Annotated in this window: 2 protein-coding genes; both read left to right on the top strand. The window is 48.2% G+C overall.

Annotated features, from left to right (window positions below; genetic code table 11):
* Positions 1-159 precede the first annotated feature (159 nt).
* On the top strand, positions 160-1,713 hold the full coding sequence (gene istA / locus OLM33_10020; GenBank protein MCW1713986.1) for an IS21 family transposase: 1,554 nt from the start codon (positions 160-162) through the stop codon (positions 1,711-1,713).
* Positions 1,706-2,443 (top strand): ATP-binding protein, encoded by a 738-nt coding sequence (locus tag OLM33_10015; GenBank protein ID MCW1713985.1) that lies wholly within the window; start codon positions 1,706-1,708, stop codon positions 2,441-2,443. The genes istA and OLM33_10015 overlap by 8 nt, the downstream gene beginning before the upstream one ends.
* Positions 2,444-2,594: the final 151 nt, after the last annotated feature.

Below are 2,594 nucleotides of genomic sequence, written 5' to 3'. Positions count from 1 at the left end.
TGCGAAACACGGCGAGATAGAGCCACCAGCGCAGAGGTTTAGAGCCAGTCGCGCGCTCTAATAGAGCCAACCTGCGCGCTGCATAGAGCCACCTTCCTAAAACTCCTGTAAGATGAAAATACTGCTGCATAGCAGAATTTATCTACAGGAGGTAGAAATATGACTGATTATTTAACAATAGTTAGGGCTGTATATGGCGGACTAAGTCAGCGCCAGGCAGCCACCACGTATCATGTTTCCAGAAATACTGTTTCACTGCTCATTCGGCATGCCAAGAACCAAGGATGGCTTACTGTTGAGGACCTCAGCAGAGCTGACGCCGCAGCTTTTTCCTCTGCTTTGCTGAAGCCCGTTGACTCTGTCAGGGACACAACGTTCAGGATGCCGGATTTCGAACATGTCCATGCAGAACTGGCCAAACCCCACGTAACGTTGAAATTGCTCTGGGAAGAGTACGTAGAAAGTTGCCGTATCGGCGAAGAGCGATTTTACATGGAGACTCAATTTCGGCGTTATTATCACAAATTTGCGAGGATCCATAAGGCAACTATCCGGCTGGAACACAAACCGGCCTTGTCAATGGAAGTTGACTGGGCCGGTACAAAAATAGCTTTTTTCGACCCTGAAAGCGGAAAGATGGCTGAAGCTTCTTTGTTTGTATCGGTCCTTCCCTGTAGTCAGCTAATTTATGCGGAACCTTTCCGGGACGAGAAGCTCCACTCATGGATAGCAGGACACGTTAATGCCTTTAAGTATTTTGAAGGTGTTCCGAAAACACTTATACCGGATAACCTTAAATCAAGCGTTAAACGCCCAAATTTCTATGAGCCGGAGTTAAATAAAACCTATCTGGAGATGTCCGGTCATTACGGAAGTGTTGTATTACCCGCCAGAGTCCGTAAGCCCAAGGATAAATCGTCAGTCGAAAACAGTGTGCTCATAGCATCAAGGAAGATCCTGGCCAAACTGCGCAACGTCCAGATCTTATCATTTGCAGATCTGCAAAGTCTTATCCGTTCTGCTCTGAAACAGGTGAATGAAGCTCCGTTGACCGGGAAAAGCGGAAGCCGTTGGTCCACTTATCTTGCCGAAGAAAAGGAATACATGCTCCCGCTTCCCGAATTCCCTTATGAAATGGCTCAATGGGGAAAGGCCAAAGTCCAGCCGAATTGCCACATTGCCTTCCAACGCAAGTTTTACTCTGTCCCGTTTGAGTATTTGGGAGAAGAGGCAGATGTGCGCGCAACTCAGTCTACTGTAGAAATATTCTATCATCATCAACGGATCGCGTCTCACAAAAGACTGTGGGGAAAAGCCGACTACTCAACCATACAGGAACATATGCCACCTGATAAACTTTTCTTTTCAGACTGGAACCGGTCCCGTTTCCTTTCATGGGCGGAGAAGACAGGGGATGCCGCCAGAAAGGTTGTTGAGGCGATTTTGGATCGTGCAGTCATTGAGCAGCAGGCTTATCGTTCCTGTTTCGGTCTCCTGAACCTGCAAAACAAATACGGACCCCAAAGGCTTGAACGTGCCTGCTGCCTTATTCTTACGAGGACTCTTTCCCCTACATACCAACAGATCAAAAATATCCTCGAGAAAAATATGGATGCTGCAGAACAACCAGGTACAAAGCGTAAAGAACATCCATCGGTTAAAAGGGGATTCCAGCGAGGAGCAACTTACTTCGGAGGCGATGCAAATGATTAGCCAGGAGACCCTTAACAAGCTTAAGCTAATGAAGCTTACAGGTATGGCGGAATCCCTTCACCAGCAAGAAACAGATCCCTCCTATCAGGAGATGAACTTCCAGGAGAGGATGGGGCTTCTGGTGGACTGGGAGTTCAGCAGACGCCAGCATACCCGGCTGCAGAGGCTTATTCATTCAGCCCAATTCCAGGACAGTACCGCCTGTGTGGAAAGCATTTGTTATGAGGATGACAGAAAGCTTGACCGCCAGCTCATCTTGGAACTGGCTTCCTGCAACTATATCCCACATGCCCGAAATATTATCATCATAGGTCCCACCGGAGCAGGAAAGTCTTATCTTGCTCAGGCGCTGGGACAATCCGCCTGCAGACGCCTTCTGCCCACTCGATACATACAATTGTCGGATTTGCTGGATGAACTAAAAATGGCAAGAGAAAAAAGCATGGAGACGTTCTATCGGGTGCGTAAGGCATTCACTAAGGTGCGTGTGCTGATAATCGACGAATGGCTATTGTTCCCCATCACCGAAGAAGATGCTCAGCTGCTGCTTTGGATCATTGACCGGCGTCACAGCCACCAGTCAACGATCATAGCATCCCAGTATGAACCTGCAGAATGGCTTGACCAGATACCCATACCAGTAGCTGCTGAGGCAATTACAGACAGACTTGCTGCTCAAGCGTACAAAATTATCATCAGAGGCAATACTTCCAAACGTTTAGTTGGTTAAATACAAAGAGCTGCCTTCTCCTTAACTCAGGTGGCTCTTTATATTTGTGTTTGCTTCGATGGCTCTCGGCCCCGCGCCGCCGGCTCTGATCTCCGTGCGCCAATGGCTCTCTGTACTGCGATCCGGTGGCTCTAAAAAAACGCGTTTCGCA

This window comes from Synergistaceae bacterium DZ-S4 (genome assembly GCA_025943965.1).
In the GTDB taxonomy this organism is placed as follows: Bacteria; Synergistota; Synergistia; order Synergistales; family Synergistaceae; genus Caenicola; species Caenicola nitritireducens.
Note: the sequence above shows the minus strand (reverse complement) of the source record. Positions and strands in the feature narration are given on the sequence as shown.

Coding starts and splice junctions, on each gene's coding strand:
- istA (MCW1713986.1), top strand. CDS start 160: ATGACTGATTATTTAACAATAGTTAGGGCTGTATATGGCGGACTAAGT.
- OLM33_10015 (MCW1713985.1), top strand. CDS start 1,706: ATGATTAGCCAGGAGACCCTTAACAAGCTTAAGCTAATGAAGCTTACA.